An 8,798-nucleotide genomic window follows, 5' to 3' on the forward strand; every position below is an offset into this window, starting at 1 on the left:
CTCTGCTATTGCTCCGTCACCTGCAAGCGTCGCGTGCCAGTCATTGCGATGCTGAATTATCTCGAACGAATCAAGGAGATCTCCAATTCCTTTGGCCGGAGTAAGACGGCCGAGAAACAGGATTCTGACCGGACCATCGGCGTGGCAATGCTGTCGCTGCGTTCTGGTCGAATTGGGCATAACGACGATGCGGTCCGCCAACTCCGGCAATTTTGAAACGACGAGCTCCGACCATACCCGACCAAGAACAACTACGAAGCTGGCCCTAGTAAATAGGATTTCTATCCGACGGCGCGTAAGTCCGTTGCATGAGTCCCAGAAGGTGCCGAATTCACCTGAATGTAGATGGATGATGTATGGAATGCGCAATGCGGAAGCGACTGAAGCAACGGCAAACTTCCTGTATGCGCTTGCATTTGCGGCAACGTTTATGTGAATGACATCGATCCCCCGCCACGCCTGCATCCAAACAATTCTAAGAAGAGCCCAAGCCAACACGACCGGCGACAGATATATGTTCGCTCCGCGACTCATCACGAACTGTAGATCAACATTGTCACGCGGATGCCCGAGAAACTCGCGTCTGACGGCATCCATCATGCGATCGATTCCACCTTGCCCATCTTCGCCAAGGGGTGTGACCACCACAACGTTGAGCCGCGCCGCAGATTGCCTGTGAAGTCTATTGAACATCTGTCGCTGAACGACCTCCGTCGGCCTATCAAACGTCCATCAGTGAAAATCGCATCCGTCTGAGGTCTCTTCCGCGTCATCTGTCCGCATGACGTCGGGTTGGCGTTGGCACTACGATGAGTGTCCGTGGGGGCTGCTCTGCTCGTGCGTGCCCACGCGGGCGGCCGCGGCATCCTGTGTTTGATCGCATCGACGGCTCTCCGTCAAAAGCCGGGTCAGGAAGTTCTTGTAACTATCGAGCATGTGGTCGGCCGAAAAATTCGCAGCCACAAATTGGGCTGCCGCACGTCCCATGGCCTCTCGCTCAAGTGGGTCGGACAAGGTCTGGAGAAAGCCGACCAGCGACATTGTATCCCTGGGAGGGAAAATGAAGCCGGTCTTCCCGGGAAGTAACGTTTCGGCGGCATTGCCAACGTCGCTGAGAACGACTGGCAGACCCATCGCCATCATTTCCAATGCGACAAGGGACGCCGCTTCGTAGATGCTGCAGAGGACGCCAACGTCAAAAGCGCTCGTATAGGGTCGTACGTCTTCCTGGTGTCCGGCAAAAATAATGTGCTCCAGAATCCCATGCGCTTTGGCATATTGCTCAACAGCTGCTTGCGTTGGGCCGGTTCCTACAAACAGGGCTTTGGCCGGATACCCTCGACTTCGGAGTATTCGGATGGCGTCGACCAACTGACAATGATTCTTTTGCGGCCGAAACCAGGCGCACAAGCCGATGACATAATCGCCTGGTCCAAGCCCCAGCTTCGAGCGAATCTGATTTCTCCATTCAGCGACCGGTTCAGGCGAGTATCGACGTAAGTCCACTCCATTACGAATGACGGTGGAAATTGGAGGTGAATACCCCTGATCCTCCCATAGCTTTCGCTGAGTCTGGGCAACGTAGATCATTGCGTCGACGCCGGCGACAACATGACGGTTAATAGGATGGAGTAGCCGCTCTCGCGCGGATTTAACCTCCGGGTTATGGAGTATCGACACGAGCTTTGCGTGTGATCCAGCCAGCCGTCGTGCAACATAAGCAAAAAGCAGTGGCCGCTCGTCTATAGCCGCAATGATGTCGGGGCTGTGGACGCGGATCAATCGTGAGAGGCGAAATGCGGTACCAATGTCGTAAATCTGATTACCATTGAGTCTGATAGAGGTCAGGTTGGTCCGACTGGATGAATAATAGCTGCCCGTAAGGCCCACTAGTGTGCAGACGTCCCCCTGGGCTGCCAGCGCGTTTGCAAGTTGATACGTGTGACGCTCAGCGCCCGCGGCACCAATGCAATTGAGCACAAACATCACCCGCATAAAGTCACTCTCCGTCYTGACCCTTGGAAGCAAGGATGGCATCGCGCGCCTGGTGGAGCTCGTGCATTTGCCAAGCCGACCGTATCATGGCTGCACTTCGCCTCGCTGGGCTCGTCGTGACTTCGGGCAGCGAATGCTGGGTAACCCGAAAGGGTCGTGCCGCGAACCGGCTCGATGGATCGTCTGCATGTCCTGATGCATGACGAGGCGCAAAGGTGAAGCGCGAATGACCGGGCACCGTCGAGAACGCCAAATGATCCGTGCTCTCGCCGAGTTCGTCGGTGAAGTTCGTCGCGAAGAAAGCAAAGTCCGGCAGACCGTGTGCGTTGTCGGGACGGATCGGCCGTGTGGGCGCCGTTGTAACGCGCTCGTGAGGTTCGTGGCGGTGACCGCCGCCGCCCAGCGAGTTGCTCCTATCGCCTTCGCCAATAGCTGGAAAGGCGAGCCGTCAGTTTACCGCTCGCGCGGCGGGAAAAGGTGCTAAGTTTTTCCGCACAGGCGTGATCCGTGAGGGGGCGGCACATGCGACGGCGCGATGTTCTTACCGGACTGTTGGCCACGACAACCGCGAGCGCCCTGCAGACGACCGCAGGGCTATCGATGCCCGTCATGAATGACGAGACCAACGCGCTCGCTTCGGCCATCGCGCCTGCACCGAGCAGCATCTGGCTCCAGCTGGTCGATGACTTGATCACCACGCTCAAGCAAAAGGGCGTCTGGGCGACGCTCGATCTGTTCTATTGCTTCGCCGCACCATCCGAGAGTGCGTGCAGCTACAACTGGATCAACACAGCCACAGGCCGCCTCACTGCTAATGGTACCATTGCCTATAATGCCAACAATTTCCTCGCAGGCGATGGCGCAACAGGATGGTTCTCGACTGACTTCCAGGTCAACAGCGGCAAGGCGACGGACGGCAATTCGGCATTCGGTCACTTCTGTCTTAACGAGTGCACATCCGACGACATTAGTCCCTTCCAGTGCAGCGGCGAGAAGCTTTTTATCGGTCACAAGGCCAATGGCTCTGCAATTGGCAAGGTCATAGCGGCCCTCAATACGTCGGATGGAATTTCCATCGGGAGCGTCTACGGCTCGACCGTCGGACATTGGGCAATACAACAGAATGACACGACTGCGGAGCTTCAGGTCTTTCTCGATGGCTCATCGATCGGCACTGGCACCGCCACCCACAGTGCGAGCGTCGGCGCCGTTCAGATCCTCAAGAGCGCGTCTGGTCATTTCACCTCGCGCCAGGTTGCCTTCGTGCACTATGGATCAAAGCTGACAGCGCAGCAGCAGCTTGATTTCAGCAAGGCACTCTATGCCTTCCTGACCGCGATCGATGTCAGGCCGAAGATCGGCGGGCTCGGCTCAGGTGCGGGGCCGACCAATGTCGCGCCCTACAAGCACCTTCCGACCGGGGGCGGAAGCAACCTGGTTTATCCGGCCACGATATCGACTGCTGCCGTTGATGGGACCTTGCAGGGTCGTGCCGGGGCTTATCCATATAGTCTGATCAAGGTGAACGACCCAAACTATCTCAATCTGTATCGCTTTGAGGTGCATAAAGGCGATCCCGCCCCATTCGATGGGCCCCGCATCGATCGGATCCAATTGGATACTGCTCAGATCCTGATTCCGTGGCAGGTCATTGGCGACATCTCGTTTGCCTTCTTCATAGAGCCCGGCTCGACCTTCGACTGCACCTTCTGTGATCTTCCCGCTCTTCACGATCAGACTACTGGCGTCAATTCCGGACCGACCCATGCGCTCCATCCTGGTAACGGGAATTATGGCGTCTGGGTCTATAACGATCCGACGACCTGGAGTTCTCCCTATGTCAGCTGCGCAACGGGCCGTTGGCATTTCGTGAGGACGACATTTCGAATGGACGAGTCTCCAAACGGGTTTGTGCAGACTTGGTTCGATGGCAATCAGCTCTGGGATCGGAGTGGCGTGCAAGTTGGCACGCGATCCCGGGCACCATTCTGGTGGAATCTGACGTTGTATCGAGGAAACAATTCGAATGGCCTGCCGTTGGCCGTTTGGTATGCGAACATCGAAATGGATGCATCGGGCTTACAGCCGTTTGCATCGCGCATTAGCCATCCGCTGCCGGTGCCACCGCTGACGTGATCGCTTGACGAGCTCGTCGGATCCCACAAAGAAGACCCCGGACTGCTCAGGCGCTGACCTTCCGACCTACACGCCTACTGCGCTCGCGATCTCTTCACTTTTGAATCGTCGTCGAGTTCACGTCAGACCAATTTTGTAGGACGGGATCGACCATGACGGGCATCCGATAGTGCAACCGCGCCAGGTTGATCATCATCGCAATGATCGGAAATGCATACATGTTGTCAAGTCTTGGAAGGATGTCACCCTGAGTCGCCATACTAATTCCACAACCAAAGATGCACGCGAACAGAGCCCAATAAAGGTCACTATTTAACCGTCGCCCAACTCGCCAGGCAGCAACTGTTCCAACGACAAGGAAGATTAAAAGCACACCGGTTAGAATCATGCCGCAATCGAGAAAGAAGTTGAAGATTGCATTATGCGCATGGTCGGCGTGGATGAGGGTTCCTGTGTCCCAAAGTTTACTCGTTACGATCCCGTAGCGACCAGCGCCAAACAGGGACAGGCCGATATCGCTCGTCCATTCACTCAGGAGCGGAAGCCAAAGGTAATCGACACGGCCCGAGAACATGTCGTTGCCCGAGACGTCGGAACTGCTGCCAAACCCGACCGAAAGAAGAGCGTCAATGGTTGGTGCGGTCCAAATGAGMGTTGCGACGCCAGCCGCCGCAGCACCCAGAGCTAAAATGAAGAACCTGCGCCGCAGGATCAGAAACAGGGAGCACGAAGCTGCTACTGTGACAAGCGCACTTCGTGACTCGAGGAGAAGAACCGCCAGGAGCGATAAACACAGCGGTGCGATCCAGAGATTGCCGCGCGTAAGAGCTCGATAGAGCAACAAGGGTACGGTGCTTATATATATGGTTCCAATCACATTGTAATGGACTCCAAAGTACGTTTCGCAGAACGTGGCCATTTCGCCCCGGCTACGTGCATCCAGCGCAGCCATTCCGCCCCGGTCACCTGCAAGCAGGACGGACGGATTCATCAGGACGAGTACGACGAAAGCGATTGATAGCAATACTATCGAAAGGCAAATCACCGTCGTGATCCTCTCGAGCTCCTGAAAGGAGCGCATGTGCTTAAGGATAAACAGGAAGGACAGAGTGTAAAAGGTCGGCACAATGCAGGCCGATAGTACAAAGTCCAAATAGGATTCCGGATATGAGTCGGGGAAGCGATCATGAAAAAGGGGCGCGTTCGGAACTGATCGGATGAGGGCGATGGCAAGAGTTACGAAGTACAGGAGAAAAACTCTGATGGATGTTCGTTCGAGTTTGTCGGTCGCGTGTAAGAGCGCAGTGTCGAACACCAGGTAAGCTAAGACCACTCCTGATAATAGGTTGAAGGGTTTGAGCCCTTGGATGCCGAACAAATTGTCCGTCATAAATGGCACGCGCTGGATGGGCCACGTGAAAGCGAACAACAGAAAGAAGAAGGTTCCGGCTTGCGCGGCTGAATCTGGCAACGCGAGATGATAAGAGGCTGGGGCTCTACTGCTCAAGGATGTACTCATCGAACCATCGGCATTGGTTGCTCTATTCTATTTGAATTGTCTCGTATCTGGTTGCCCCCGCGCGTTTGGACTTGGCGATAAGAGGCGTCAAAGCCGCAACTAATTCGCGAGCTTTTACCGTCGGCGAGTGATTGGCCTTGACATAGCTCTGACATCGTTGCGCGAATGCGTTGTATTCATTCTCACCCATGTCCCAGAATGCCTTCACGGATTTGGAAAGTGCCAGCTCGTCTTCAGCCGATGCGCCAAGGCTGTGCCGCACGATGATCGAGTCCGGATCCACTTGCCGGCGCGTCACGACGGGTGTGCCCACGGCGAAAGCCTCCAGGAAGACGTTCGAGAAGCCCTCGAAATCCGACGTGCTGAGAAGCATGGTCGATTCCGATAGAAATTGTTGAACGTCTGCCCGCCGGACATAGCCAACCAATTCCACGTTTGGCAGATGGCGCAGGCCATTCACGGCGTCCAGCGTCGCCTGGTCAGCATCTCGCTCTGGCATCCCCGCCACGCGGAATTTGATGGCCGGAAGTTCCTGGGCGATTCGAAGCAGCAATGGCAAGTTCTTTTGATGGCGGAAGACACCAAGCCAGGCGACATATCTGCGTTCTGCCCGCGGCAAAGGAGCGGGCGCGTCCTCTGCCACGACAACGGCATTGTGAAGGATGTGAACAGGCGTGTTCGGAAAGAGTGCTGATAATTTTCCGCGTTGATACTCATTCTGACAGAGAAATGCGGCTGTCCGATGCCGAGCCCAGGAATAGGCTATCCATTCATCAAATCGAAGGTCGAGTTTGCATCGTTCATCGACGTTTACGTCGTTGACGATGCGGTGGACGAACGGAATCCCGAGTTGGCCGGCGACGAAAGCCATGATGGCGCTATCGACCGCGCTTGCGCCTTGGATCATAACGTCTGGATGATAGGCGCGGGCGGCTGCGAAGATTTTTGGGATGTATGAGTAGAACCACTTCGCAACCCGCAGTCCCTGCGTGGGATCGTAGGTTTCGATAAGTTTGATCTGCTGGCCCGAACCGACATGGGCCAAAGCACCCTTCCAGGTCAGGAGAGCGGTTTCGTGGCCGGCGCTTTCAAGCGCGCGAAGCCATATCGAAAGTTGAACCGCCCAGCCGCCGATCGGATAGTCGTCATCCTTCAATAGATAGGGAATGGAAAAATCTATCGAGAGAATTCGCATCTGACACCCCGAGCTAAGCGGACCGCAATAGGAATAACAGTCCGGCGACTTTCGAGTAGATATGACTTCAATTCAAAAGAGATGCCTCGCGTCTTGCACCGGTGTCCGCCACCGGTGCGTAACGCCACCTGCGATGCCACGCTTGAAAGATCAAAATATTCCAGATGAGGAAATAGCGCGCATTATCTCCGCTCAAGAACTCCTCCCAGAGCGAGCGAATGCCATCGACGTCAAAAATATCGCCTTCGCTCAGGCTGGCGTCGCTCATCAGGTCTTCGGCCCAATTCCGCAACGGGCCGCGCAACCAGTCCGGGAGCGGAACCCCAAAGCCCATTTTCGGGCGCTCGACCAAACGATCGGGCACATAGCGGGCAAGAACCCGCCGGAGCAGGTGTTTGGGGCGCCGGGCACGCGCGTTCTGAAATGTCGGCAGCCGCCAGACCCATTCAACCAGCCGATGGTCGAGCAAGGGAACGCGCACCTCAAGAGCGACAGCCATAGAGGCTCGATCAACCTTGGTGAGGATGTCGTCGGGCAAATACGTACACATGTCCAGGTAGCGCATGCGGTCCACCGGATCGGGCAAGAGGATTCCGGGGGCTTGGCGCCAGCAGGCCGTCCGCACCTCTTGTGAGCCCTTCACAAGGGTCTCCGGGTTCTGGTGGTGCGAGATGGCGTGATAGTACATGGAATCGATCGACGGCTCCGAGAGGATTTGCGCCAACCGATGGGCCTTTTGGCCAACACGTGGCACGCGCCGAAAGTACGGTACACAGCGCGCTATGTCGTTGTAAGTGCCAGGCGGCACAGCGCGAATGCTCGAAGCCGCGAGGCGGCGGAGCGCAAGCGGCATCCTCGCGCTCGGTCGCCAGACGTTGTCCGTCGCTTGGTACCGGTCATACCCGGAAAACAATTCGTCTCCGCCATCTCCTGACAGGGCCACCGTGACGCTTTTTCGCGTCAACGCGGAAACAATCTGGGTCGGGATCTGGGAGGGGTCGGCGAATGGCTCGTCATACATCTCGGCCAACTTCGGCACCACACCGAGAGCTTCGGCGCCGCTGACTGGAAACGTTGTATGGTCGGTCCCGAGATGCCGCGCGACAGCCTCAGCGTGTTTCGATTCGTCGAACGCAGGGTTATCAAAGCTGATGGTGAACGTCTTCACTGGTCTCAGCGAAGCCTTCTGCATCAGTGCGACGACGGTAGATGAGTCATAGCCGCCCGACAGGAAGGCGCCAAGCGGAACATCCGCAATCATGCGCCGCGATACTGCATCATGCAGCAACGCCTCGAGCTCATCGACTAGTCCATCTTCGTCGGATCGAAGCGTATTGCGTTGCCCCTGCGAAACAACATCGGCCAGATCCCAGTACGCGCCCACTTCGGGGCCGCCGCCGCTCGCAATCTTGACGAACCCGGCGGGCGGAAGTTTGTAGACACCTTCATAGATCGTGGATGGACCCGGCACATAACCATGCCGGAGAAAGGCGGCGATCGCTCCACGATTGAGTCTCGGCTTCCAACCGGGATGCGCGCGCAGCGCCTTCAATTCTGATCCGAATAAAACGAGTCCATCGAAGATCGCCCAATAGAGCGGCTTTTCGCCCATTCGATCACGAGCCAGGAATAGTTGACGCTCTCGGCTGTCCCACGCTGCAATCGCGAACATCCCGTTCAAGCGGGTGATGGTCGACTTGACGCCCCATTGGGCGAATCCTTCGACAATAACTTCCGTATCTGAATGCCCACGAAACCGAACTCCGCAACGCTCCAATTCGGCCTTCAGTTCTCGGAAATTATACACTTCACCATTGAATGTAATTGTGTATCGGCCGTTGGCCGAGACCATTGGTTGATGCCCCATCGAGGACAGGTCGATAATTGCCAGGCGACGCTGCCCGAAGGCAATTCCRGCTTGCTCGCTCAACCAAATTCCGCTGTCGTCCGGCC

At 56.4% G+C, this 8,798-nt stretch carries 6 protein-coding genes; 1 reads left to right on the forward strand and 5 read right to left on the reverse strand.

What is annotated here, in order from left to right:
• The coding region (locus AC1D00_RS14805) for a glycosyltransferase (protein ID WP_477011175.1) at positions 1–693 on the reverse strand (693 nt) is incomplete at its 3' end.
• A 111-nt stretch (positions 694–804) separates the two neighbouring features.
• Positions 805–1,995, reverse strand: coding sequence for a glycosyltransferase (locus tag AC1D00_RS14810; RefSeq protein WP_477011176.1), 1,191 nt, complete (start codon positions 1,993–1,995; stop codon positions 805–807).
• Positions 1,996–2,604: 609 nt separating this feature from the next.
• Between AC1D00_RS14810 and AC1D00_RS14815 the strand changes: the two genes are divergently transcribed.
• A complete protein-coding gene (locus AC1D00_RS14815; RefSeq protein WP_477011177.1) occupies positions 2,605–4,131 on the forward strand; it encodes a polysaccharide lyase family protein in 1,527 nt (508 codons plus the stop codon).
• Positions 4,132–4,225: 94 nt separating this feature from the next.
• Here AC1D00_RS14815 and AC1D00_RS14820 read toward each other — a convergent pair whose 3' ends face one another.
• From AC1D00_RS14820 to asnB, 3 genes are all read right to left on the reverse strand, one after another.
• Positions 4,226–5,638: a hypothetical protein gene (locus tag AC1D00_RS14820; RefSeq protein WP_477011178.1), complete on the reverse strand. Its 1,413-nt coding sequence runs from the start codon at positions 5,636–5,638 to the stop codon at positions 4,226–4,228.
• Between the two features lie 34 nt (positions 5,639–5,672).
• Positions 5,673–6,845, reverse strand: coding sequence for a glycosyltransferase family 4 protein (locus AC1D00_RS14825; RefSeq protein WP_477011179.1), 1,173 nt, complete (start codon positions 6,843–6,845; stop codon positions 5,673–5,675).
• 67 nt (positions 6,846–6,912) lie between these two features.
• The coding region (asnB, locus tag AC1D00_RS14830; RefSeq protein WP_477011180.1) for an asparagine synthase (glutamine-hydrolyzing) at positions 6,913–8,798 on the reverse strand (1,886 nt) is incomplete at its 5' end.

Source organism: Bradyrhizobium sp. P2_E8 (genome assembly GCF_056403875.1).

Bases quoted from the DNA above. Each gene is read 5' to 3' on its own strand.
- AC1D00_RS14810 (WP_477011176.1), bottom strand. From the start codon at position 1,995: ATGCGGGTGATGTTTGTGCTCAATTGCATTGGTGCCGCGGGCGCTGAG.
- AC1D00_RS14815 (WP_477011177.1), top strand. From the start codon at position 2,605: ATGAATGACGAGACCAACGCGCTCGCTTCGGCCATCGCGCCTGCACCG.
- AC1D00_RS14825 (WP_477011179.1), bottom strand. From the start codon at position 6,845: ATGCGAATTCTCTCGATAGATTTTTCCATTCCCTATCTATTGAAGGAT.